This window comes from Paenibacillus sp. Soil522, assembly GCF_001428245.1.
In the GTDB taxonomy this organism is placed as follows: Bacteria; Bacillota; Bacilli; order Paenibacillales; family Paenibacillaceae; genus Pristimantibacillus.
The window spans coordinates 1-23396 of sequence record NZ_LMRV01000071.1; the positions used below are offsets into that span (position 1 = coordinate 1).

Here is a 23396-nt window from a genome sequence, read left to right on the forward strand (position 1 = left end):
AGAATAGTTGAAATACCTGAGCATAAATTCTTCATCGGTACGTTATTTGTTCCTCAATTAAGCTCGACCTCGGATTCCACACACTGCATCGTTGACTCCTTTATTAATTGTCTATAACAGCTATAAATCAGTTGGGTTATTTACCTGACCGATTTTTAGTGCGGTTAGTACATAGATGATTAAGCTAACGGGGAACGATAGTTGAGGAGCTTCTATACGGCAGCTCCTTTTTCGTTTGTTGAAGTAACTGGCAGGATTGTTTAGGGAGGAATGGAGAATAAAACCTGATATTTGATATAATTAAGAAAGTTGTAGATGCACAATGTCGCTATTCAAATTTCCGCTGAAGCGGACAAACCTCTCGATCATAGAGGCGTAAGTGTACCGGAATGGAATAATTCCTGACGTTTCCCATTTTTTTCGTATGTCATGAATGCATGAACGATCATTTTATTAAGATCAAGGACTTGACTTACAGAAACTCCAGTTTCTTCCAACCAATTGACAAAAAACAACCCTGGCGCTAATTGGCGATAAGTCATTTTTTCATCACCAGCAAGGCCTTTAAACGGACCTTCAATTTCTTCCCAATGCAAGTGACTTTCGTCAATATAAGTTGCGTTAAACACGTATCCGTCTTCGAAGATAATCCTGTAGGATTTTCCAATAAATGTTTTCTGATTTGACGATTGAGATATGACAACTTTTTGGGTAAGTAATTCGGTATTCTGAGCAGCGAATGATTGAAAGGGAAGAATAGGCGCTCCTAAGACGAAACAAGTAACGATAACTAAACTAAATCTTTTAAAGAATGTCATGGAAATTACCTCCTAGGGTGTGTTTGTGTATGACAATATCTTGCGCAGAGCATGCAACAAAAAAACGTACCAAGAATTGGATCAGCTCATGGCGCAAGTCCTGTAGATTCTAGAGAAGTTCTCCACCAGCACCTCTTAAACTGTCAAAGTAGTAATACTGCGAATAAGCGAGAAAACAGGAGAAAACATTACTTTATAGTGGGAGTTGAAATAATGTATAATAATCTGTTTTTTAGCAGACACCAAAAAGGTTCTAGCGTCTTGTCTTTTCTGCTTGCGTTTGTAATCGCTTTCGTTCCGATGGCGCGCCCGATATGTGCCTGAACGGCATTGTATTTCCGGATTTAACGCCGAAACCGGCTGTCTATGAAATCAAATATGTTCAAGCTCCTGTCCAGATCGATTACTTTGAACGGCCTTATCATGCTCCGGGTAACTAGGATCAAGATTGCTTCAACCCCTGCAAGAGGGTGAAGCCGCTATGGCAGCAAAAGAAGCGATAAAAGCGACTATGCTGAAGATCGCATATTATGTTGAGCATGCAACTTCCGGTGTGGTCGGCGTCGAACCCGCTGCAGTGTCCGAACCGCTTCAAGGAGCCATCGAGCACATCCATCTAAACTACCATCGAAACTTGACGATCGACGAGCTTGCGGAACGCGCACATCTGCATCCCAACTATTTTATCCGCGTGTTCAAAAGGCATTTCGGCACATCTCCGATCCAATACGTGAACAGAAAAAGGATAGAAGCAGCGAAGTGGATATTGGCCTCAACGAACCTCATGCTGGCGGAAATCTGGCGCCAAAGTTGACATTCCCGACGTTTCCTACCTAACCAAGTTATTCAAATCATCGACAGGTTTATCTCCTACTGCGTATCGATTGACTCTTCATCCGAATCCGTTAAATTCGACAATATGAACGAAGATATGGAGGGGGCAAAAGCCCTTTCTTTTTTTGTATGGGAAACTATGATCAAACGAGAGTTGTAGATAAGTGATGTAATAGGGGCGGAGACGGATGAGCATCCAAATGATCTTCCGGATTTGAGTATGCAAGTCATGACCACGTAGTAACTCGCATGTCAACACCACAATTGTTGGAATATATCTAGATCAACTGGAGATAATACAGGTATTATTCCCAACTATTTATAAAAAGGGGTTGAACGTCGTGTTTAATTTTTTTCTGAAACAGCTGCTTTTGCGAAAAACGCTGCACGAAAACAAGGGGTTAGAAGAGAATACACACGGTAACGGGAATATGCCTAACGATGATTCTGGCGATCTATTTGCCGGTCTTGAAGAAAATGTAAATCAACTTGTCAATATGTTGGGAAATAGCACAGATATCGTCGTACGTGAACTTGTGATTGGTCATGAAACGGAATTAAAGGCAGTTCTTGTTTATATTTCAGGATTGGTTGACAGTAAGATTGTCAATGAAAACATCATATTACCTTTAATGGGCAATCCCAATCTACAAGAAATTTCTAAATATAAAACCGTTAGTTTCCTGAAATCAACGATACTCACGGTAGGAATTGTACGCGAAGAAAAGTCAATGCACCGCATCGTTAGTAGCATATTATCGGGATATACCGTTTTACTTTTGGATGGTTCACGTGAAGTGCTTTTGATCGATACTGTAGGTTCCGTGCAGCGTGATATTTCATTGCCCACCTCGGAATCCAGCGTTCGCGGACCGCAAGAAGCTTTTATTGAAAACCTTGCTTCCAATCTTGTGCTGTTACGAAAAAAAATTCAAAATCAAAATTTCACAGTTGAAACCATGGTTCTAGGTAAACAATCTCGAACAAAAGTTAGTGTCGTCTATCTCAAAAATATTGTGAATCCTGATCTTCTGGATGAAGTCAGATATCGTCTTGGGAAAATTTCTGTGGATGCCATTCTGGGATCAGGCTATATTGAGCAATATATTGAGGATGCGCCATTCTCGCCTTTTTCTACGATCGGAAACACGGAGAAGCCGGATGTGGTAGCGGCAAAAATTCTCGAGGGTCGAGCAGCTATAATCGTGGATGGTACTCCTTTTGTGCTTACGGTTCCTAGATTAATGATTGAAAACTTCCAAACCGCAGAGGATTATTATTCACGGCCTTATTATGCAAGTTTTATTCGCTTGTTAAGGCTAGCGGCTTTTTTTATCAGCATCTTAAGTCCGGCGGTTTATGTAGCATTAACTACTTTTCATCAGGAACTTATTCCAACTCCCTTGCTTATAACTATGGCCGCCTCCAGAGAAGGTAAACCTCTTCCTGCGGTTGTAGAAGTTCTGATTATGGGCGTGGTCTATGAAATTCTTAGAGAAGCCGGTGTCCGCTTGCCTCGTCCTGTAGGTTCAGCAATCAGCATCGTAGGGGCTTTGGTTGTTGGACAAGCTGCCGTAGAAGCCGGATTGATCACAGCGCCTATGGTTATCGTAACTGCAGTGACAGCCATCGCCACTTTTGTAGTAACTCCATTGACGGATGCAGCCGTCCTCTTGCGTTTTTTCTTGATTTTTACAGCAAGCATTCTGGGGGGGTTTGGAATAGTGGGGGGATTGCTTGTCGTGTTAGTCCATTTATGTTCGTTAAGATCTTTTGGAACTCCCTATTTCTCTCCATTCGCTCCTCTCAATTTTAATGGTCTGAAGGATTCGATCATTCGGATGCCATTATGGACCATGCTGACCCGTCCTACAATGATTACTTGGGATGAAACAAATCGTCAAAAAGCGGGCTTCAAACCGGAGCCTCCCGATGAAGAATGATGAAGAGAGAGGATATTCTTATGCTTATTCGAAACCGTTTTCTAAGGAGGACAATGCTGCTCATCCTTCTAACCATAGTTTTGCCTGGATGCTGGAGCAAGCGGGAATTGAATACATTTGCCATCGTATCTGGTGTAGCTGTTGATAAGGTCACTGACTCTAAAGAGGTCCAAGTTACAGCCCAAGTCATTAAAGTAGGCAATATGGCAGGAGGCGGTAAAGAGAGTGGTGGGGCAAGTTCAAAAGAACCCGCTTATTGGGTCGTTCATAGAAAGGGAAGAACGATTTTTGACGCCGTCCAAAAATTCAGCCAAATATCGAATCGAAGATTATACTGGTCTCATAACGAAATTATCATCATCGGACAGGAGCTTGTCAAATCGGATGGCCTGAATAAGTATATCGATTTTTTTGTCCGCAATCCGGAAAATCGTCCAACAACTTGGATCATAATATCACGCGGAAAGGCATCCAAGATCTTAAATGTGCCAACGGAGCTTGAACAAGTAACCGCCCACGAATTAGCTGAGGTTTTGAACCGTCAGCATTCCCGAATTACGGCTGTTCGAATGAATATACATCAGTATCTGGAAAAATTGCCGAGTAAAACTACTGCTCAGGTCATTCCGCTTGTTAGCATAGAAACCCAAAACAATGAAAAATTACTTGTTGTGAAAGAGTTGGCTGTTGTTAAAAAAGATAAATATGTTGGCGAGTTGAATAGTAAGGAGTCCCGCGGTTTCCAATGGATACTTGGGCGAGAAATGAGAAAGGCAATCGTAACTGTCACTTGTCCTCACGGCGGCGGTAACGTTAGTATGGAAATTATCAATTCACAAAGCAAAACAATTCCGACCATGGCAAGAAAACAATTGAAGGTCGCTATTCAAATATCCGCTGAAGCGGACATAACTGAACAGACATGCTCGGAACCATTTTTCAACCCTAAGGGATGGGATTCGTTACAAAAGGCTTTGGTTAATGTAGTCCGAAGCGATGTATTAGCCGCAGTAAAAAAGGGAAAAGAGCTTAATGCAGATGTTTTTGCATTTGGTGACTCATTTCATGCTAAATATGGTCGAAAGTGGGGATTATATGAACGGAAATGGGATCAATTGTACCCCAAGCTGGATATTACGGTAACTACTGAAACCAAGCTGCGATTTCACGGATTGAATGTAAGACCATTACGATCTGATTAGGAGAAGCGCTATAATGAAAATTGAAAAAGGGAAGATTTCAAACCTGCAGCTAACCATTTTATTTGCCGCTCTCATCTTGGCATCAGATCCGGCATTGGCTAACGCAGGAGCCCCTGCCAAAAATAATGGATGGTTAGCATTTTTGGTGGCAATTGTGATGGGATCCATCATTATTTATATTTTTACGAGTTTGAGTCAAAAATTTCCGGGTAAGAACTTAGTCCAAATCAATTCGATGATTTACGGCCGTTATTTAGGTTCCTTTATTTCGATATGTTATTTGTGGTATTTTTGTCATCTCGCTAGTAACAATATATGGTACAACAGTGCCATTTATGTAAATACGATCTTGAAAGATACTCCCGAGGCTGTAATATACATCTCTTTTATACTTATAACTGCCTATGCTTTACGAAAAGGGCTCGAAGTCATAACAAGATCCGTTGTGTTTTTATTCCTTTTAATTGTTGTTATTATAATTATCAGCGAGTTCTTACTTCTGAAAGAAATGAAAATAAAATATCTTCTGCCGATTATGGATATACCCATGAGGGACTTTTTAGTCTCTACTTTTTCGATCACAACCCTTAATTTTGGCGAATCGATTGTATTTCTAATGATTATGGGACGAGTTACTAATGTCAAAATTCTAAAAAAATCTGTATTTATGGGTCTTATCATTGGCTCCGGTTTGTTATTGCTGATTTCATTAACGACAACGATGGTGCTGGGCCCTGTGGAAAGCATAGCCTTCATTCCTTCTTTCCATATGTACCGATTAATTAATGTCGGAGATATCTTTACTCGAATGGAGGCACTATTATTAGGTATGCTGCAAGCTATGGCTTTTATAAGAATTTCCCTATTTTTATATGGTGCTGTAATGGTCGGAGCTCAATTGTTTAACATGCGTTCGTACCTTCCATTGGTTCTGCCTGTCGCAATTATTGCCGGTAACATTGCTTATCTGCAGAGAGGTGTTGAGCTTAGGCTGGATTATGGAGTCAATACACTTCCGTATTACTCTTTACCGTATGAGCTTATAATTCCGCTTCTTTCACTGATCCTCGCTTCAGTGAAAGAAAAACGATATCCTAAGGAGTGAGAGTACCCTTGATTACCTTATTGATTCTCGCTTTTGTAGGCATAGCGCTATATGAAATCCCCAAGCTTGTCCGTAAAAAACATCTGCATGACTTGGTTGTTTTTTCGTCTTTTTTTATGTTTGCATTTTTGTTCAGCTTCTTACAAAGCATAGGGGTGAAATTTCCAAATCCATTGACTGTCATTACAAATATTGTCAAGCTACTTAATACATATCGATTTACACCTTGAAATTCTTTAAAAAGACAAATCAATTATTTTCGATGAAGGAGCATAAGTGTACCAGAATGGAATACCTTCTGACGTTTCCCATCCAGCGCAGCATTCGTAAATTACAGAAAATGCACAACTTGAATGACGTCGTTGTGGGAATGGAAAGTACCGGTCACTACTGGTTCAATATCACCAATTGGTTAATGAAACAAGGGGTTTCAGTTGTCCTTGTCAATCCAATGACGACCAAACGCAATAAGGAAAACAGAGATAACTCCCCCTCAAAAAATGACCCAAAGGACGCTTTGGTCATTGCCGATGCAGTGAGACGCGGGTTCTACACACCCTTCTCTCCAAAGGAAGAAGCCTTCCGCCGCTTACAAATGCTCAAAGCCCGCATGGTCGTTCGAAAACATGCATGTTTCTCCTTGGCAATGTCGATGCCTATGACAAGGGTGGAAGTAGAAATACGTTCTACACGTTGATTTTGAGCTTTAATTAATCTAGACTTCATGTTAACGCCTCCTAAGGTGAGTTCTGAGGGCTACAACCCAGTACATACTCATCCTAGCGGGGTGTTCGTTTTTCTGCAAATCGAATCTACTAACACCTAGAGGAATGTTAACGGGTAATAATATCAAAGACTCAGAAGGTTATTTGTATTTTGGAAATTTTAGTGCTTCATGGTCAGGTAATTGTAGGCTTTTGATTTTAAGCATTAAATGAAAAGTGATCTGAAGGACTTTAAAATTTTATGACATTAGGTGTGAATTGCTCAATTTAGATGAAATAATTCAGACTGTTTAGAAAGTACTTTTAAGCTGCGAGGTTATGGTCACTCCAAATGGTAAAAATCCCAAAATGATCGAGATAATTCTTAGTCGAACTTTTATGAGACAAATGGTGGCAGTCTAAAAAAAGGCATCCCGATGTAGGGATGCCTTTAATATTAACTTGCCGTAACAGCCAGCGCGGAGAACCATATCACAAGTTGAGTGAAATCTTAAAGTTATTAACGAAATGCACTGAGCGACTGTCTAGATAACGATCGTTTTTTAGTTTTTGAGGAAAAGGTCTCCGGGAAGAAAAGTGATCGACCGGAGTTAGCTCGCTGCTTGGAGTATTTGCGTTCCGGGGATACATTAGTCATTTGGAAATTGGATCGACTTGGCCGGACAACAAAGCAGTTAATCGAGCTTTCGCATGATCTTAAGGAAAGAGGAATCAGTCTGCAGATCATCACTCTGGGAGTAGACACTATTTGACATCGACACAATATGTGTATATACTCGTATTTATGAGAGAACATAATTCAACTTCAGATTTTTCAGGGACGATCGGTTATACAGCAGAGTGCGCTTGCTTGAATTTAAGAAAAGCGTCCCGGTTCATTACCAGTTTATATGATGAATATTTAAGACCAGTCGGGCTTCGGGCTANTGTATATACTCGTATTTATGAGAGAACATAATTCAACTTCAGATTTTTCAGGGACGATCGCTTATACAGCAGAGTGCGCTTGCTTGAATTTAAGAAAAGCGTCCCGGTTCATTACCAGTTTATATGATGAATATTTAAGACCAGTCGGGCTTCGGGCTACACAGTTGTCGTTGCTRATGGCACTTGAACAGGCCGGGTCTGTCACCATTACATCTCTCTCCGAATTWCTTCTGATGGATCGGACCACATTGCCACGGGATCTCAAGCCGCTTGAGAGACARGGCTGGGTGTCGATCACGGAAGGGGAGGATCGYAGGAAACGATTTATTGCTCTGACACCCGAYGGCCGGGACCTTCTTAAGCGTGCGCTGCCGTTATGGGAACAGGCGCAAATCCGTATTCGAGACTATATGGGCGATGACCGTTATAAAGGTTTRCAGGAGAGATTAATTTTTTTCGCCAAAAAGGTGTATATACACCTAATATGAAAGGATGGATGAAAGTGGCCGATATGAAAAAACATCCCACAGTTGTGCGTTACTACGAATCATCTGCACAATCCGCCACTCTTGACAACGAAACGGTTGATTATGAGTGGATACGTGAATTGTGTCTTGAGGCCGGAGCTGACGATGTCGGGGTTATATCCATTGAACGCTCCGAATTGGATGATCAGCGTGATGACATTCTGTCCGCATTTCCGCATGCTAAGACGATGATCAGTTTCGTTGCCAGAATGAATCGAGAACCGATCCGCACACCAGCGCGATCCCTTGCCAATATTGAATTTCATCATACTGGCGATAAGGTAGCGGAGACAGCCCATCACATCGTGTCCGCATTGGAAGCGCGAGGGATAAGGGCTTTAAATGCAGCAATGGGTTTCCCGATGGAGATGGATAAGTTTCCAGGCAAGACCTGGGTCGTTTCTCTCAAGCCTGTTGCCGTTGCGGCAGGGTTAGGCCATATGGGCATCCATCGCAACGTGATTCATCCGAAATTCGGAAACTTCATTCTGCTTGGCGCCGTTATGATCGATGCCCGGATCAACAAGGAAGACCGGCCGATTGACTACAACCCGTGTCTGGAATGCAAGCTTTGCGTATCTGCCTGCCCTGTGGGCGCGATCGGTGCGGACGGACAATTTAATTTTTCTTCATGCGCTACGCACAATTATCGTGAGTTTATGGGCGGTTTCAGCGACTTTGTGGAAACGGTCGTGGACAGCAAGAACGTCAAAGAGTACCGGAATGAAGTACCGCTAACCGAAACGACTTCCTGGTGGCAAAGTTTGAGTTTCGGGGCTAACTACAAAGCGGCTTATTGCTTATCGGTTTGTCCGGCGGGTGAAGATGTGATCGGGCCGTTTCTGAAAGACCGTAAAGGATTCATGAATGATGTATTAAAGCCGTTGCAGGCAAAAGAGGAGACGGTGTATGTAACCCCTGGCTCCGATGCGGAAGCGTATGTCGCGAAACGTTTTCCCCATAAAACGGTAAAACGCGTCGGGAATGGACTCAGGCCGAACACGATCCGCCTTTTGATCACCCTGATGCCTCATGCATTCCAGCCGAAGCAGGCGTCGGGTTTAAACTGCACCTATCATTTTGCATTCACCGGAGATGAAACGAGACAAACGACAATCGACATTCGTGATAATAAGCTCCAGATTAGGGACGGTTTTCACGGCAAGCCGGATATTCGGATTACGGTAGATAGCAAAACGTGGCTTAAGATCGTGGCGAAGGAAAAAAATGTGGCTGCGGCATTGCTGACAAGAAAACTGCGGCTCAAAGGGAACCCTAAATTGTTGATGAAATTTGAGAAATGCTTTGCTTAATAAGAGTGTGTAAACACTATTATGCATAGGGGGATTGAATCCGATGCATTATTGGAGAAAGACGGCAATCATTGGTGGTTCGCTGAGAAGCATGAAAAAACATTCAAAACCGAAGGCGGCGAACGATATGCCTATATCACAAACCATTGTATTTGCAAGAACCTTACGATCTTTGGAAATCTTGTTGCACAATAAAGCATGCAAAGCCACTATATAAATCATTTATAGAGAAAGGATTGATTTTTATGAAAATGGATTCCAACACAATTCTTATAACGGGTGGAACATCCGGGATTGGATTCGAGCTTGCTACTCAGCTCGTTCAGCTTGGGAACACCGTAATTATTACCGGGCGGGATCAGTATAAGTTGGATATAGCAAAAAAGAAACTTCCATACGTTTACACATTTCAGTGTGATGTAAGCGATCCAAAGGCCATTTCCGACCTTTTTGAAAAAGTAACCAGTCAATTTCCAGAACTGAATTTTCTGATCAATAACGCTGGGGTTATGCGTAAATTGAACTTTCATACCAAAGAGGTTGATTTAGAGGATATCAGTAGCGAGATTGAAATTAACCTCAGCGGTTCGATCCGCATGGTGAACCAATTCTTATCGCATTTAAAGGCGAAGAAATCCTCTGCGATTATGAATGTCTCATCCGCACTTGCATTTGTTCCTTATCCGGTATTGCCGGTATATTGTGCGACGAAAGCCGGTATTCATTCTTTTACACAATCACTGCGAATGCAGCTAAAAAATACTAATATTAAAGTGTTTGAATTGGCGCCTCCAACTATTCAGACCCCTTTAATTAAAGCTCTTGATGGTTACGAGATCAAAGGCGTTAAGCCAATGGATGCCGGTAAGATGGTTAGGTACGCAATCAAGGGTTTGGAAAAGGATCGCTTTGAGATCCTGCCGGGCCAGAGCAGTGCGCTGAAGTTCATGAGTCGTGTTGCACCTCAGTTTATTCTAAATCAGATGAGCAAAACCGTTGATAAAATGCTGGCTCAAACCAAGAGTTAACTATACGGAACAGTGGTATATTAAACTCTTTGCGTTTAAAAAATATCCAACATGAAAAACAAAGGGAAAAATTGAACCGTTATGTGGGCGAAATGACAACAAGGTCGAGTTATATCAACGAATTTGTGCATGCAATTGCACTGCAAAGTTTAAACTAATAGAAGAAGTGGACCACCCTTGGTCATCACATTTATTTCATCTATAGGTTCAGTATCAGGTAACTAGAATGTGTAGAAAACATTGCAACTCTCAAGCCGTAAGTTGAATATAAAGACATATAAAGGAAGGGAAGTAAAAATGAAAAAATATACAATTGTAGATAAAGAAACTTGTATTGCCTGTGGAGCATGTGGAGCTACTGCACCAACTATTTTTGATTACGATGATGAGGGGATCGCTTTTGTTATTTTAGATAATAATAAAGGAACAGCCATCGTACCTGATGAATACGAAGATGACTTACAAGATGCTTTTGATGGATGTCCAACTGAATCAATTAAAATAGCTGAAGAGTCGTTTGAAGGTAAGATTATCAAAGCTTGAATAGAATTAAAAACAAAAAACGAAAGAAATAACTCTAGTACTTTATGTTTATTCTAACTAGGGGTAATGATAATGATAGAAGAAAAGAAGATTTATGATAAAACCATTATTGGTGGTGGACCAGTTGGTTTGTTTACAGCTTTTTATGGAGGAATGAGGCAAGCGAAGGTGAAAATTTTGGAGAGCCTCAACTAGGGGGACAGTTGTCGGCTCTTTATCCAGAAAAATTCATTTATGATATAGCTGGTTTTTCAAAAATACGAGCTCAGAAATTAGTTGGAAATTTTAAAGAGCAAATGAAGGTATTTGAACCGACAATTTGCCTTGAAGAATCAGTTGAACAGATTGAAAAGCAAGTAGATGATACATTTAAGATAACGACAAACCGTGATGTTCATTATTCAAAATCAGTTATTATTACAGCAGGAAATGGAGCTTTCCAGCCTCGCAAACTGGTACTAGAAGATGCAGTACGTTTTGAAAATAGCAATATTTATTATTTTGTGGACGTTTTAAGGTAGGAAAGTAGGGATTCTAGGTGGTGGCGATTCTGCTGTTGATTGGGCTCTAATGTTAGAACCAATCGCTGAAAAAGTAACATTGATACACAGAAGAGATATATTTCGCGCGCATGAACATAGCGTAGAGCAATTGATGAATTCTTCAATTGAAGTGAAAACACCCTATATCCCTGTAGAGTTGGTAGGGGCAGATCATATCAAACAAATCGTTATAGAACATGCTAAGACTAAACATAAACAAGTAGTTGACGTTGATGATTTAATTGTTAATTTCGGCTTTGTCTCTTCTCTCGGATCAATTAGAGAACGGGGATTGAAGAAAAATGCAATTGTAGGTATTTGGGGGGGAAGAATATGCTAGTTACAGAAAATCAGTCGGCAACAACATTCTCAAGAAAAAATCCATTTCACACGAAGGTTCTTAAAAATGTAAATTTAAATGGAGCTGACTCCAATAAAGAAACAAGACATCTCGAGTTATCGTTAAAAGGATTAAGCCTTTCCTACGTCCCAGGAGATGCTCTTGGTATTATCCCCAAGAATGATCCGGAACTGGTGGCTTCTCTGCTTGAGGAAATGAAATGGGACGAAGAAACGTTAGTAACAATTAGTAAGGAAGGCGATACACTTCCGTTAAAAGAAGCGCTGTCAATCTACTTTGAAATTACACTGCTATCGAAAAAGATTTTACAGCAAGCGGTGGAATTTACCGAGAATGAAGAGTTGCGCAAGCTTTTATTAAATGAAAATGCAAACCAACTGAAAGAATATATCTACGGGCGTGACTTGCTTGATATGCTGCGCGATTTCGGGCCATGGAACGCTTCTGCCCAAGAAATGGTGTCTCTTTTAAGAAAATTGACGCCGCGTCTCTATTCAATTGCAAGCAGCATTGCCGCTAATCCCGAGGAAGTGCATCTAACCATCGGTGCTATGCGCTACACGGCTCACGGACGTGAACGTAAAGGCGTTAGTTCGGTTTTAGTTGCCGAACGTCTTAAAGAAGGAGACACGCTTCCCGTATTTATTCAACCTAATAAACACTTCCATTTGCCGGCGTCTCAAGATACAGATATTATTATGGTTGGTTCGGGGACAGGCATTGCACCGTTCCGTTCCTTTATCCAGGAACGTGCGGTAACTAAAGCAACGGGCAGAGCATGGCTATTTTTTGGAGACCAGCATGCGGAATCGGATTTCCTTTATCAGAACGAGTTGGAACAATATCAAAAAGATGGGGTGTTGACAAGAATAGAAACTGCGTTCTCCCGTGATACGGCACAAAAAGTTTATGTGCAGCATAAAATGCTTGAAAACAGCAAGGATTTGTTTGAATGGCTGGAAAACGGAGCTTGCTTCTATGTTTGCGGAGATAAGCAATATATGGCGAAAGATGTCCACAACGCGCTTATCGAAGTTATTGAAAAAGAAGGTGCGATGAGCCGAGAAGCAGCGGAAGCTTATCTCAATGATATACAAGCTCAAGGACGTTATCAACGTGATGTGTATTAAAATGAATAGGTATTAACGGCACCACGGCAAAAAGAGTGACATTCTTTCCACATTAAATGGAAAAGGGTGTCATTCTTTTTTTCCTGTACTCCCTCGAATCCCGGCCAACAGTTGCTCGATTGCTTTAGTTGATATAAGTCGGAAAGCCCATAACAAATGTGGCCCAAGTCGAATTCATGGCATGAGAAATATCCAGACCGACGAACGAATGTTGGCGGGAAAAAATATCCATACTCATAGTAAGCCCGTAACAAAAACCACCATCGAGTAGGCAAATCCGAGATGCAAATGGAGAGCGGAAAACAGAAGATTCGAAACTACCTTTAAGGGACCTGACGCTTGGTAACACGGTCCGGGTAGGGACTTTTAAAACTTATTATTTGATGATCGAAAATACACATCATATAATGTGTAACAATTTATTGTCGGAGGACAAGAATATATATGCATAGAGAGCTGCGCGCTGCGCGGCTTTTTCATTTTATGGATATATGTATTTGTCCAAAGCGAAAGACAAGAACATATATCCTTAGCCGTAATTAGGACAAGAACATGTAATCATAGCCGAGCCTACATTATTTTGACTGGCAGCCGCAGCACTCATGCTTAGTACGATCGTACGTATATAATTGGAAAAATTCACAAACAATATATAGGTCAAGCGTTACATAAAAGATGTAAATATGGAGGATTAAGAAAATGGATGATATTCGTGAAATTCCACAGGCCGACATCCCTGAAATAGAGGAGAGGAAATTCCCGGAGTTTGAACAATCGACTCCGCACCCGGATGACGAGGATACTCAAGTCTGTACCTAGTAGCACACTGAGATGATTTTCATTTCATGGGCCTTTTGGATTTTGATTGCGAAGGAGATAAACATGACTAAGTCGCAAGCTATAGGAAAAGCAGATCAGACCAAAGAAGTTCCTGCTAAATACAGTGATTCAAACGAATTCAACCACGAACGCAATCAAGTAACTAAAGCGCAAAAACAAATGGCATCTCAAGAGACAACGGGAGTACTTGATCAAGCATAAAACGCGACGCTTCGACATCTCGTCCCTTACCTCTTGTATACCTGACGTCTACAAATCCCAAAATTGATCGGCCCGGACGGAAGGACTACTTCCCGAAGGGCTTTTATTATTTTCTGATATTGGTCTTCATTGCACACAATTCGCACTGTGTTTTTGTTTAGTCCGCTATTTTGAATTAGCCACTCCTGTTTTATTCCCCCTAGAATCACCGTGGCATTGTACGAGTGTGAGGATGATGGTGAGGAAAGAGGGGTTGAATGATGCAAAGTACCGGCATCGTCCACTTAATCGAATTATTAGGTCGCATTGGGCTATCATTGGCGTTTCTCAAAGGCGTGTAAGTCAGCTCATCCGATATATGGCATCTATATCGGCAACGGACAGTTCATTCACAACACGATCGGCAGCAGCTTCAACGGCGTCCGCATTAACAAGCTACTCGCACCGTTATTCGACGGCTCGACGCGTCCTGTAAATATAGGATGTCCCGAAACGACAAAAATCAAAAATCCCTTGCGACCGCTGAAACGGTCGTAAGGGATTTTTTTTGCGTGTCGAGGGCCTCTAGTCCAGATGTAGATAGAAAGTCATCGATTCCCCAAGCTCGCTCTTCGCGTAAAGCTTGCCGCCGTGCTGATCGACGATGGATTTGGCGATGGCAAGACCCAGTCCATGGCCGCCTTGGGCGCGGGAGCGGGAAGCGTCCGTCCGATAGAATCGGTCGAAGATCCGGTGCAAGTGCTCCGAGGCAATGCCTTCGCCCGTGTTGGTGACCGACAGGACGACATCCTGATGCTGTTTCTTCAGCGCAATCTCGATCGATCCGCGCGGACGTCCTTGAGTAATTGTCTTTCGATCAACGGATGCTGCCAGAAAATACGGAGCGGATCATTTTTATCGATAAGTTGAACATATTCAGATATCAGAGAGCCCGCATAAGCCTATTCGAGACGCGCAATGAAAAATTGCTTAAATGTTGTGACTCATATGAAGGGTCAACAGCGGAAGAGTTCGTTTACCGTACTCAGAAAGTGAATCTCACAGACCCGATTACTCCTCGCCTGAGAACAACACAGGTGATTGATTTTTCAACTCTCTCGGGAGCAATCGAGCATACCATTGAGGAGCATACGAATACATTGTTTAAGCATGTATTCGATGCTGGAGGCACCCCCTTGCTTCAACACTCGATCGAATGCTCTGCATCTTATAGGTATGATATAAATAAAATTTCAATTGAGTTTAAGAATTTCCCGGAGTTTGATTATAATCATTTGGTTTCCTTCCTCTGGATTGAATACAAGGAGAAGATAGTGGGAGAGTTTAAGTTGCTGTTCTCGTTTGATGGAGAAGTACATCGCTCCGGGCGATGCGCATATGACCGTCTTCGATCGGATGAAGGCGACCCGCCCCGCAGCGGACACCGCCCGTCGGTCGACACGCTCTTTGAATCGGTTGGCTTTCCGGCGTCAGGACGCATTTCGTCGTCATGACCGGCATGGGCTCCGACGGGGCTGAAGCGCTCGCGCTCGCCAAGCGGTCGGCCGATTGCACGGCGATCGCCGAAGCGGAGGAGACGTGCGTCGTCTTCGGCATGCTGCGCTCGGCGATCGAGACGGGCGCCGTCGATCACGTCGTGCCGCTTCACCGGATCGTCGCGAAAATCGTCGACGTCGTGGGCTTGACAGCGCGATTCGATTTGTGAATAATTAGATGTAAGTAAGTACTTACAAAAGAAAGGGGCAGGAACGATTCATGAACCAAGCGGCGAGCACCAGCGACAAGTTGATATTGGCGGCGATCGACCTGATCGCGGAACAAGGGTACGACGGGACGACGACGAAGGAGATCGCCGCGTCGGCCGGAGTCAGCGAAGTGACGCTGTTTCGGCATTTCGGCAGCAAACAGGCGCTGCTCATCGCAGCGTTCGAACGGTACCATTACGCCGGCGAAATGACGAAGCTGTTCAACGAGCGGCTGATGTGGGACGTGCGGACGGATTTGCTGTTGATCGGACGGACGTACCATGCGATCATGAACCGGAACCGGAAGCTGCTCGATATCGCACATAAGGGCGGCAGCCGGCTGCCTGAGGAAGTGCACAAGCACGCTTCGCAGCATCCGGTCCAACTGAAGAAGCTGCTGACGAACTATTTCTCGACGCTCCTTGAACAAGGGAAAATTGCCCCTATCGATCCGGAAATTACGGCCATGTCGTTCATGTGGATGAATTTGGGGGCGTTCAGCAGCAACTTGGTGGAGAAGTCGAATTCGGACGTTACGCTCGACACGTTTATCGAGCGGAGCGTCGATCTTTTCGCTAGGTCGCTGGCTCCCTAGTTTTTTTTGCACGGAGTGTAAGTAAGTACTTGCAAACATTGAGATGAAAGGATGTTGTCCTCATGCAGATTTCATCCAAAGAACTCGCCGGCCGGCGCATCATGCGCGTCATGCTGTTCACCGCCGTCTTCAGCGCGATGAGCGTGCTCACGTTTAACATCGTGCTGCCGGAACTGAGAGCGGAATTTCAGATCGACTTGGCCCAGGCGAGCTGGCTTTCCTCCGGCTATCTTCTCGTTTATGCGATCGGAAGCGTCGTTTACGGAAAGCTGGCGAACCGATACCGCCTGAAAAATTTGCTCACGTTTGGGCTGCTCGCGTTTGCCGTCGGCTCGCTGATCGGCTTCGCGTCGTCGGCGTTTTGGCAAGCGTTGGCTGGCCGCCTCCTGCAGGCGGCCGGCGCGTCGGTCGTTCCGGCGGCAGCGATGCTCATTCCGATCCGTTACTTTCCGCCGGAGCGGCGCGGCGGGGCGATGAGCATGACCGCCGCCGGCTTGGCGCTCGGCACCGCGCTCGGCCCCGCCGTGGCCGCGCTGCTGCTCGCCGCCCTGGATTGGCGCTGGCTGTTCGTTCCGCCCGTCCTCGTTTTGGCGTTGGTGCCGTTTTTCCGAAAATACGTGAACGACGAACCCGCCCCGAATCCCGGGAAGCTCGATTGGCCCGGGGGCGCGCTGCTTTCCGCGACGGTTGCGTTCGCGCTGCTCGGCGCGACCTATTTGTCGGGGTGGTTGTTCGTGGCGGCGGCCCTGACGCTGTCCCTGCTCGTTTGGCGGCTTGCGACCGCGTCCGAACCGTTCGTGCAGCCGGCGGTGTTCCGGAACCGGAGCTACTCGAGCGGTCTGGCGATGGTGGCCCTGATTTCCTGCGTCGCGACCGGCATGGCGTTATTGCCTTCGGTGCTGCTCGCCGACGTCTACGGGCTCGACTCCGAATGGATCGGCTTTGCGCTCGTGCCGGCCGCCGTCGCTTCGTCCGCGCTGAGCCGCACCGGCGGGAAGCTGGCGGACCGGAGGGGGGACGCCAGCTTGTACACGCTCGCATCCGGGCTGCTGATGCTCTGTTTCGCGCTGCTCGCCGCGTTTTCCGGCGCGGCGCCCGTTTGGACGATTCCGTTGTTCCTGATCTTCGGCAACGTCGGCCAGACGTTCATCCAAGTCGCCGTCTCCAACTCGCTGTCCAAGACGTTGTCGAAAGAGCAAGCCGGTGTCGGCATGGGGCTGTTTACGTTGACGAATTTTATCGTTGGCGGCATGGCCGCGAGCGTCTACGGCTTGCTGCTCGAGATGGATGCGCCCGGCTGGAATCCGCTCGCCGCCGGCGCGAACGCCGGGATGTTCGCCAACGTGTTTTTGGGCTTCCTCATCATTCACGCGGGATTGCTGGCGTATTACCGGATGCGGTTCCGTCCGGGACGGCTTTCCGAGCCGCGGCTGTCGGAAGAAGGGAGGTGAAGGGGCATGGCGAAAACGGACGATACGGCGCTGGTCGAAACGGTTCGTTCCTGGCCCGGAGTGTCGCTTCGGCCGCACCGGTTCGGCGGGACGGAATTCGTCGTGAACGGAAAGGAAATCGGACATATGCACGGCGTATCCCTCGTCGATCTGATGCTGCCGAAGGCTGCGCGCGACGAAGCGATCGAGCTCGGCAAAGCGGTACCGCACCACGTGCTGCCGGAATCGAACTGGGTTTCGGTTCATTTGCGCACGGAGACGGACGTCCGCTGCGCGCTCGAACTGCTTCGATTCAAGTATGACCTATTGGTCTCTTCGGAGGCGTAGGCGAGACGGCTCCGATACGTTGGGAAATAAAACGGACCGCCGTTGGGCGGTCCGTTTTACGTTTTCAGCAGCAAATAAATAAAATACGGCGCTCCGAGGAGGGTCACCTATTTTTTTTAAATCGGGGGTACGTACGGTTAAGGATGTATGTTCTTGTCCTCCGACAATATATGAAAACTTGATATACAAGGGTTTTTGACGCTCTACAGACATTTGTACAAAATACAATGTAATATCAATTGTTAAGTTTCGTTGACAAGCCTATGAATCTACTTTATTTTCATATAGTGTTACACATCATATTTGGACATCCTTTCCAGTGGAACGGATATGTCCACTTTTTTGTGAAGATTAGGGTAGGGGCAGGGGAGGAAATGGCTTCGTTTTTTCATCTTTACCGTCCAGATGGTGTGAATAGCAAATACCGTCTTATTGTGTTTGACTAATCGAAGGAGGCATTCATTCCTCTCACAGAGTTTTATCACGACCAAATCAAAAGGATCAGTGAAAGCTCCGTAATCGCTTATATAAACACCCTGGAACTGATTAAAGCAAAAAAGTCGCTACAAGGCCAGAAAGGTCTGGTGGGACAACGAACCCAAAGCCGTTAAGGAAGAGACAGTATTTGTTAGATCAGATGCATTGTAAGATCCGTGGCAGAGACGGGCATGAAGGCGTTTATTTGACGAGTAAAAGTTCCAAAACGGTGTAACTGTTCCTGTCCGCCATTAAAGGGTTTTATAAGACCATGATTCACTTAAAGAAGAATTCCCATGCCAATCCACTAATCGACTTGGAATTCAAAGTAGTGTTACAGCAACCGTGGGAAGGGGGAACAGACCAATGGGTTCTTGAGATCATTGGGATTGGGATTTGCCTTATCGTATTTATCAGCCGGGAGACTCTAAGAGATGGCACATACGTGACGAAGTAGCCACCCGGTTTATGTTTGAGATGGGGTTGACTTTAATCGAACGCTCTTTTATTATAGGCACATGAGACATAAAGATGAAAATAAAAGCGAGAGTATTTTTAATGCAGCGATCCAGCTGATAAATGAACATGGTTTATCGGAAACTTCGATGTCAAAGATCGCGAAAAAAGCCGGCGTATCTGCTTCAACGATTTACGTTTACTTTGAAAACAAGGAGGATATGCTGAATAAATTGTATTTGAGTGTCAAAAAGAAGATGAGTTTAGAAGTGTTTTATAATTTCGATGATTCCATATCGTTACAAACCGCTTTCGAAAACGCTTTGAGAAAGTTTTTGAATTTTATTTTGACTAATAAAGATGAATTTTTATTTATTGAGCAATTCTCAAACTCACCTCTCCTTCATAAGTTATCTCAAAAAGAAGGAATAGATTTGTTTGAGCCGCTCTTTAACTTATTTGAAAAAGGCAAGAGTCAAAATGTTTTCAAACAAGTGGATACGAATCTTCTCCATCTCTTTATGTTTAACCCGGCCGTGCAATATGTTAAAGGATATTTTGGCGGTCAAACAGAGTTGAAACAGGAAAACTTGGACGAATTAATTCAAATGTGCTGGGATGCTTTAAAAGCATAATTTGAGATTTTCAGAGGGAGCAAAATTCCAGATGGATAAAAATCCCTCTGATTAAAAACGTTCGATTTTAACCGAATGATCGTTTATTATAAAAACGAACAAACTGTTGATAAAGAAGTACGGGATATTTTTTTCACCAATAAATAATCGAACATTCGATTTAAAGATAAATAAAAACGAATGGGAGCAATTCCAGGGAAGTTCGGCGAGTGGAATAAACGTACGCTGGGAAGCTCCCTTAATCCTTTCCGAATAGGGGTTTCGTCCGGAGTGGTGGAAAGCCCAGAGCGGCCAGCAGCCCGGCGACCCGACTAAGCTCGCTCAGGCGCTAATCACGATCGCGAGCGAGGAGATGCCGCCGCGTCGCTTCGTCGCAGGAGCCGATGCCATCGGCCTCGCTGAGCTGAAAATCGCCAACCTACAGGCGGAGATCGACGCCTATCGTGATCTTTCAATATCTATGGCATACGAGAATGCATAAGCACTGGGACTGATCTTACCGGACCGCTCCAACTAGCCTGCATCCATCGTGATTGCATTAGCTCTAGCTGCGCTCTCCTTTAGCTGTATCCGCTTGGGTAAACATCCAAGGTGAAGGTATAAGATAACAGAAAGAGGATCATACATGATGAACCTGATTGATAAAGGGACATTTGAAGGCGAACGCCCCTTATTTAATATTGCTAACGTGCAAATCAAGCATAGTGAATTTTTAGCAAGGGTTAGACCTAAAAAACAATGAAAGAGGTTAGAAGATGAACCCCAAATATAACAACTTACTTGAATCCTTCACACTCAAAAATGGAACCACCCTTAGAAATCGGGTCGTTATGTCACCTATGACTACTTGGGCCAGTAATGACGATTACACGATTTCAGATGAAGAAGTGAAATATTACAAAAAAAGAGTGAATGGCGTAGGTCTAGTTATAACGGGATGCACGCAAGTCCAATCAAACGGTATTGGTTTTACGCATGAATTCGCAGCTTATGACGATAAATTTATTCCAAGTTTACGGAAATTGGCGGATGCGGCGAAAAGTGGGGGAGCTCCTGCAGTACTTCAAATTTTCCACGCAGGTAACAAAGCACTACCGGCTTTAACTCCAAATGGTGATGTGGTTAGTTCCAGCGCTATAGAAACTGAAGCTACGGCATTTGCTCCTTCTGTTTTGCCTAGAGAACTTTCCCACGATGAAATATTGGAAGTGATTCATGCGTTTGGAGAAACAACAAGACGAGCCATTGAAGCAGGGTTTGATGGTGTTGAAATTCATGGCGCGCATGGATTTTTACTTCAAAACTTCTTTTCTCCTTTCTTCAACAGACGTGAGGATCAATGGGGAGGATCTCTAGAAAATCGCTTGCGTTTCCCATTGGCGGTCGTTCAGGAAATGAACAATGTGATTAAAAAACATGCTACAAAACCGTTTATTTTTGGCTATAGGATTTCTCCTGACGAATCAGAAGAAGGCGGTCTAAGAATGAAGGATACCTATGCGTTGATTGATCGCCTGATTGAAGAGGGTGTTGATTATGTGCATGCTTCATTGGTTAATGCCCTTTCGTCAAAGCCAGTCGATAGTCAAGATGAAAAAACATATCTTGAATTAATTGTTGAACATGCAAACGGCAGAATACCTGTAATGGCTGCTGGTTCTATGGTCACTCCGGATGACGTTGCAACAGCATTAGATAAGGGTCTATCCCTAGCAGCGGTTGGTCATACGTTAATCATGAATCCAGACTGGGTAGAGAAGATTCAGAATGGAAAAGAAGCTGAAATTGAGACAGCACTTAAGACTTCAAAAGTAAGCGAGCTTGAGCTTCCAGAAAAACTGTGGAATGTAATTCAAGCTTCAGGTCCATGGTTTAAGATCGAAGAATAATATCGTAATAGAAAAAGTTTACTGTTTTTTGTCAGGTTTTAATTAAGAGGAGGATGTCAAATGCCAAATATTCAAGATAAGGTTGTAATTATCACGGGTGCTTCTAGTGGGATTGGAGAAGCTACTGCAAAAGAACTTGCATCTAAAGGTGCGAAGTTGGTACTAGCCGCTCGTCGTAAAGATCGTTTACAAAAGCTGCAAGAAGAAATTCAAAATAATGGCGGGCGAGCTATTTATAAAGTCACGGATGTTGCCTCAAATGAACAAATGGAAGAGTTAGCTGATTATGCTCTTAAAGAGTTTGGAAAAATTGATGTAATGGTCAATAATGCAGGAGTAATGCCGCTATCACCTGTTTATGAGAAAAAAATTAAAGAATGGGATACGATGATTGATGTTAACATCAAGGGTGTACTTTATGGGATTGCTGCTGTTCTTCCGTCCATGAGAGAAAGAAAAGAAGGGCATATCATTAACGTATCCTCAATAGCTGGTCACTTAGTATTCCCTGCTAGTTCTGTTTATAGTGGTACAAAGTTTGCTGTACGTGCCATTACAGAAGGTCTCCGTATAGAGGAGTTTATCAACAATATTCGTACAACCATTATCTCGCCAGGAGCTATTGCTACAGAATTAATAGAAGCCATTTCAGGTTCAGAATTAAGATCTGCAATTGATGAAGCTATGAAAATTGCAATCGAGCCTGCTAGCATTGCTCGTGCCATTGCATTTGCAATTGAACAACCATCCGATGTAGCGATTAATGAGATGATTATTCGTCCAACAGTTCAAGTACTCTAAAAAAGAGAAAAATCATGTGATACTTGGTGCTGCCCCAAACAAATATTGGTTTTTTTTGGGCAGCTTACTGTCCAAAATGAACTTCGGCCGTAGATGATCAAGCATGTCATGAAAAAAACACCATGCACTTTCTCTGTCTCAGCCGATTGAACTGGCCCAAGGCAGGGGGGCAAGCTCGTGGACTGTACGAAGACCATGGATTTGCTCGGTCTGCAGCAGGAAGAGCTGATTGGGGGTAGCATTTCATCTCTTGCTAAGCGAACATTTTCAAGCTTAGGTGTGATTCCGAGTAGTGGATCTTGAATATTCCACAATACATTACGAGTGCCAAAAGGAACAACAGGGCACGTTTCTTTGATCTCCTCACATAGTTTCATAACAATGGTTGATGCAAAAAAGGTCTTCATATCAATCTTTTTTGAGTGGTGGCCGTTTAAATCGATACCAACTTCGTTCATGAAAGAATGCGTTAGTGGATGTATTTCAGATGGATGTAATCCAGCGCTCTTAATAATCACATCTTCTCTAGCCATATCTTTGGCATACGCTTTAGCAATTTGACTTCGACAATGATTTCACCACATAAAAAGTAAATACGAAGTAAGGATTTCAAATAGGTTCACACCTTTCAATGTTTATTATACACAGCTGATTATAAAGTAAAGTGTTATATAAGCGTCAACGAATATAAAGAGTGGAGTAAAAATTTAACTTGCAAACTACAAGTAAATGATTTATAAATGATACAGGGGGAATGAATAATGAACAACCCACGAGAACTGCTACACATCCTAGCAAGGCAATTTGGTTTGTTGAACAAAAACTGTTGCCAGATCAGTGGTCTGGATATATCACTCATTCAAAGTCATATCTTATATGAAATCGGTTAAACACCCTTATTGTGGACACTGCACCTCTTATTCGACATTGATCAAAGAATTACTTTAAATTGCTTCCATTTTCTTTGAATTGAACCGCGCT

Annotated in this window: 21 protein-coding genes and 6 pseudogenes; 24 read left to right on the forward strand and 3 right to left on the reverse strand. The window is 43.7% G+C overall.

Annotated elements, in window-relative coordinates:
- Positions 1-365: 365 nt before the first annotated feature.
- Positions 366-818 (reverse strand): MoaF-related domain-containing protein, encoded by a 453-nt coding sequence (locus ASG81_RS22770; protein ID WP_081417521.1) that lies wholly within the window; start codon positions 816-818, stop codon positions 366-368.
- Positions 819-1299: 481 nt separating this feature from the next.
- Here ASG81_RS22770 and ASG81_RS22775 point away from each other — a divergent pair, with 481 nt between their 5' ends.
- The 13 genes and pseudogenes from ASG81_RS22775 (at position 1300) to ASG81_RS32270 (ending at position 14039) form a co-directional block, all read left to right on the forward strand.
- Positions 1300-1632 carry an AraC family transcriptional regulator gene (locus ASG81_RS22775; protein WP_056639628.1) on the forward strand — a complete coding sequence of 111 codons (333 nt, stop codon included), beginning with the start codon at positions 1300-1302 and terminating at the stop codon, positions 1630-1632.
- Between the two features lie 361 nt (positions 1633-1993).
- Positions 1994-3595 (forward strand): spore germination protein, encoded by a 1602-nt coding sequence (locus ASG81_RS22780; protein ID WP_056639631.1) that lies wholly within the window; start codon positions 1994-1996, stop codon positions 3593-3595.
- 53 nt (positions 3596-3648) lie between these two features.
- Positions 3649-4797, forward strand: coding sequence for a Ger(x)C family spore germination protein (locus ASG81_RS22785; protein ID WP_235548987.1), 1149 nt, complete (start codon positions 3649-3651; stop codon positions 4795-4797).
- 13 nt (positions 4798-4810) lie between these two features.
- Entirely contained in the window at positions 4811-5902 is a 1092-nt protein-coding gene (locus tag ASG81_RS22790) for a GerAB/ArcD/ProY family transporter (RefSeq protein WP_056639636.1), read from the forward strand.
- 286 nt (positions 5903-6188) lie between these two features.
- On the forward strand, positions 6189-6599 hold the full coding sequence (locus tag ASG81_RS34120; protein ID WP_056639643.1) for an IS110 family transposase: 411 nt from the start codon (positions 6189-6191) through the stop codon (positions 6597-6599).
- A 540-nt stretch (positions 6600-7139) separates the two neighbouring features.
- A pseudogene (locus tag ASG81_RS30225) lies at positions 7140-7373 on the forward strand (recombinase family protein); the annotation flags it as partial.
- 198 nt (positions 7374-7571) lie between these two features.
- Positions 7572-8042, forward strand: a complete 471-nt coding sequence (locus tag ASG81_RS22805; protein ID WP_056639646.1) for a MarR family winged helix-turn-helix transcriptional regulator — start codon at positions 7572-7574, stop codon at positions 8040-8042.
- 8 nt (positions 8043-8050) lie between these two features.
- On the forward strand, positions 8051-9394 hold the full coding sequence (locus tag ASG81_RS22810; RefSeq protein WP_056639688.1) for an SCP2 sterol-binding domain-containing protein: 1344 nt from the start codon (positions 8051-8053) through the stop codon (positions 9392-9394).
- A gap of 245 nt (positions 9395-9639) precedes the next feature.
- The gene (locus ASG81_RS22815; RefSeq protein WP_056639649.1) at positions 9640-10422 is read left to right on the forward strand and encodes an SDR family oxidoreductase; all 783 of its coding nucleotides are present in this window, start codon (positions 9640-9642) and stop codon (positions 10420-10422) included.
- Between the two features lie 297 nt (positions 10423-10719).
- Entirely contained in the window at positions 10720-10965 is a 246-nt protein-coding gene (locus tag ASG81_RS22820; RefSeq protein ID WP_056639652.1) for a ferredoxin, read from the forward strand.
- Positions 10966-11037: 72 nt separating this feature from the next.
- Positions 11038-11820 (forward strand): annotated as a pseudogene (locus tag ASG81_RS30230) (NAD(P)/FAD-dependent oxidoreductase); the annotation flags it as partial.
- Positions 11821-11840: 20 nt separating this feature from the next.
- Positions 11841-12998 carry a sulfite reductase subunit alpha gene (locus ASG81_RS22835; protein ID WP_056639661.1) on the forward strand — a complete coding sequence of 386 codons (1158 nt, stop codon included), beginning with the start codon at positions 11841-11843 and terminating at the stop codon, positions 12996-12998.
- 882 nt (positions 12999-13880) lie between these two features.
- Positions 13881-14039: a hypothetical protein gene (locus ASG81_RS32270; RefSeq protein ID WP_200961589.1), complete on the forward strand. Its 159-nt coding sequence runs from the start codon at positions 13881-13883 to the stop codon at positions 14037-14039.
- A 564-nt stretch (positions 14040-14603) separates the two neighbouring features.
- On the opposite strand, the pseudogene ASG81_RS30235 reads toward ASG81_RS32270, so the two are convergent.
- Positions 14604-14870, reverse strand: a pseudogene (locus ASG81_RS30235) (sensor histidine kinase); the annotation flags it as partial.
- Between the two features lie 482 nt (positions 14871-15352).
- Between ASG81_RS30235 and ASG81_RS33060 the strand changes: the two are divergent.
- From ASG81_RS33060 to ASG81_RS33070, 10 genes and pseudogenes are all read left to right on the forward strand, one after another.
- Positions 15353-15532: a hypothetical protein gene (locus ASG81_RS33060; protein ID WP_162255059.1), complete on the forward strand. Its 180-nt coding sequence runs from the start codon at positions 15353-15355 to the stop codon at positions 15530-15532.
- The gene (locus ASG81_RS22845; RefSeq protein ID WP_056639666.1) at positions 15529-15744 is read left to right on the forward strand and encodes a chemotaxis protein CheB; all 216 of its coding nucleotides are present in this window, start codon (positions 15529-15531) and stop codon (positions 15742-15744) included. The genes ASG81_RS33060 and ASG81_RS22845 overlap by 4 nt, the downstream gene beginning before the upstream one ends.
- A 50-nt stretch (positions 15745-15794) precedes the next feature.
- Positions 15795-16379: a TetR/AcrR family transcriptional regulator gene (locus ASG81_RS22850; RefSeq protein WP_200961591.1), complete on the forward strand. Its 585-nt coding sequence runs from the start codon at positions 15795-15797 to the stop codon at positions 16377-16379.
- 62 nt (positions 16380-16441) lie between these two features.
- The gene (locus tag ASG81_RS22855) at positions 16442-17830 is read left to right on the forward strand and encodes an MFS transporter (protein WP_056639668.1); all 1389 of its coding nucleotides are present in this window, start codon (positions 16442-16444) and stop codon (positions 17828-17830) included.
- A 6-nt stretch (positions 17831-17836) separates the two neighbouring features.
- The gene (locus ASG81_RS22860; RefSeq protein ID WP_056639671.1) at positions 17837-18157 is read left to right on the forward strand and encodes a luciferase domain-containing protein; all 321 of its coding nucleotides are present in this window, start codon (positions 17837-17839) and stop codon (positions 18155-18157) included.
- 995 nt (positions 18158-19152) lie between these two features.
- A complete protein-coding gene (locus ASG81_RS22870) occupies positions 19153-19725 on the forward strand; it encodes a TetR/AcrR family transcriptional regulator (protein WP_056639678.1) in 573 nt (190 codons plus the stop codon).
- Positions 19726-20350: 625 nt separating this feature from the next.
- Positions 20351-20467: a DUF3737 family protein gene (locus tag ASG81_RS33065; protein ID WP_235548986.1), complete on the forward strand. Its 117-nt coding sequence runs from the start codon at positions 20351-20353 to the stop codon at positions 20465-20467.
- Positions 20468-20480: 13 nt separating this feature from the next.
- Positions 20481-21614 carry an NADH-dependent flavin oxidoreductase gene (locus tag ASG81_RS22875; protein ID WP_056639680.1) on the forward strand — a complete coding sequence of 378 codons (1134 nt, stop codon included), beginning with the start codon at positions 20481-20483 and terminating at the stop codon, positions 21612-21614.
- Between the two features lie 60 nt (positions 21615-21674).
- The gene (locus ASG81_RS22880; protein WP_056639683.1) at positions 21675-22415 is read left to right on the forward strand and encodes an SDR family oxidoreductase; all 741 of its coding nucleotides are present in this window, start codon (positions 21675-21677) and stop codon (positions 22413-22415) included.
- A gap of 93 nt (positions 22416-22508) precedes the next feature.
- Positions 22509-22652, forward strand: a pseudogene (locus ASG81_RS33070) (DsrE/DsrF/DrsH-like family protein); the annotation flags it as partial.
- Positions 22653-22687: 35 nt separating this feature from the next.
- On the opposite strand, the pseudogene ASG81_RS33075 reads toward ASG81_RS33070, so the two are convergent.
- Positions 22688-22978, reverse strand: a pseudogene (locus tag ASG81_RS33075) (arsenate reductase/protein-tyrosine-phosphatase family protein); the annotation flags it as partial.
- Positions 22979-23176: 198 nt separating this feature from the next.
- On the opposite strand from ASG81_RS33075, the pseudogene ASG81_RS33080 reads away from it, so the two are divergent.
- Positions 23177-23299: pseudogene (locus tag ASG81_RS33080) on the forward strand (MarR family winged helix-turn-helix transcriptional regulator); the annotation flags it as partial.
- Positions 23300-23396 lie beyond the last annotated feature (97 nt).

Coding starts and splice junctions, on each gene's coding strand:
- ASG81_RS22880 (WP_056639683.1), top strand. CDS start 21,675: ATGCCAAATATTCAAGATAAGGTTGTAATTATCACGGGTGCTTCTAGT.
- ASG81_RS34120 (WP_056639643.1), top strand. CDS start 6,189: ATGGAATACCTTCTGACGTTTCCCATCCAGCGCAGCATTCGTAAATTA.
- ASG81_RS22850 (WP_200961591.1), top strand. CDS start 15,795: ATGAACCAAGCGGCGAGCACCAGCGACAAGTTGATATTGGCGGCGATC.
- ASG81_RS22845 (WP_056639666.1), top strand. CDS start 15,529: ATGACCGGCATGGGCTCCGACGGGGCTGAAGCGCTCGCGCTCGCCAAG.
- ASG81_RS22790 (WP_056639636.1), top strand. CDS start 4,811: ATGAAAATTGAAAAAGGGAAGATTTCAAACCTGCAGCTAACCATTTTA.
- ASG81_RS22785 (WP_235548987.1), top strand. CDS start 3,649: ATGCTGCTCATCCTTCTAACCATAGTTTTGCCTGGATGCTGGAGCAAG.
- ASG81_RS22855 (WP_056639668.1), top strand. CDS start 16,442: ATGCAGATTTCATCCAAAGAACTCGCCGGCCGGCGCATCATGCGCGTC.
- ASG81_RS22860 (WP_056639671.1), top strand. CDS start 17,837: ATGGCGAAAACGGACGATACGGCGCTGGTCGAAACGGTTCGTTCCTGG.
- ASG81_RS22875 (WP_056639680.1), top strand. CDS start 20,481: ATGAACCCCAAATATAACAACTTACTTGAATCCTTCACACTCAAAAAT.
- ASG81_RS22810 (WP_056639688.1), top strand. CDS start 8,051: ATGAAAGTGGCCGATATGAAAAAACATCCCACAGTTGTGCGTTACTAC.
- ASG81_RS22770 (WP_081417521.1), bottom strand. CDS start 818: ATGACATTCTTTAAAAGATTTAGTTTAGTTATCGTTACTTGTTTCGTC.
- ASG81_RS22815 (WP_056639649.1), top strand. CDS start 9,640: ATGAAAATGGATTCCAACACAATTCTTATAACGGGTGGAACATCCGGG.
- ASG81_RS22870 (WP_056639678.1), top strand. CDS start 19,153: ATGAGACATAAAGATGAAAATAAAAGCGAGAGTATTTTTAATGCAGCG.
- ASG81_RS22820 (WP_056639652.1), top strand. CDS start 10,720: ATGAAAAAATATACAATTGTAGATAAAGAAACTTGTATTGCCTGTGGA.
- ASG81_RS33065 (WP_235548986.1), top strand. CDS start 20,351: ATGATGAACCTGATTGATAAAGGGACATTTGAAGGCGAACGCCCCTTA.
- ASG81_RS32270 (WP_200961589.1), top strand. CDS start 13,881: ATGACTAAGTCGCAAGCTATAGGAAAAGCAGATCAGACCAAAGAAGTT.
- ASG81_RS22775 (WP_056639628.1), top strand. CDS start 1,300: ATGGCAGCAAAAGAAGCGATAAAAGCGACTATGCTGAAGATCGCATAT.
- ASG81_RS22835 (WP_056639661.1), top strand. CDS start 11,841: ATGCTAGTTACAGAAAATCAGTCGGCAACAACATTCTCAAGAAAAAAT.